At 60.6% G+C, this 236-nt stretch carries 1 protein-coding gene; it reads right to left on the bottom strand.

Translation table 11 applies throughout. The annotated features are described in order from the left end of the window. Nucleotides 1-205, bottom strand: a 205-nt coding sequence (locus tag KVT38_RS34195) for a hypothetical protein (RefSeq protein WP_217598143.1), incomplete at its 3' end; no start/stop codon positions are given. Nucleotides 206-236 lie beyond the last annotated feature (31 nt).

The raw sequence follows: 236 nt of genomic DNA, 5'->3' as shown, positions 1-236 counted from the left end.
CTCCGTTCAGGAAGGCCACCCGGACCTCGTAGGCGGGAGTGACGCCCTTGCCGTTGCCGATATCCTCGCAGCCGTGAATGATGGAAGCTTCAAGCAGATCCCGGCCGTTCTTGTAAAAGTTCTGCCATTTCGGATGCGCCTCGCCGTCCAGCGCAGCGAAGTAATGTCCGCCGCGCCGCAGCCCGTAGTATGCGAAAAACTGCATGGACGCGCCCGAAAAGCTTTCGGGTTACGCC

The organism is Cohnella sp. GbtcB17 (assembly GCF_019091135.1).
Classification (GTDB): Bacteria; Bacillota; Bacilli; order Paenibacillales; family Paenibacillaceae; genus Cohnella.
The sequence above is the reverse complement of the archived record's forward strand: the minus strand, read 5'-3'. Positions and strand labels throughout refer to the sequence as shown.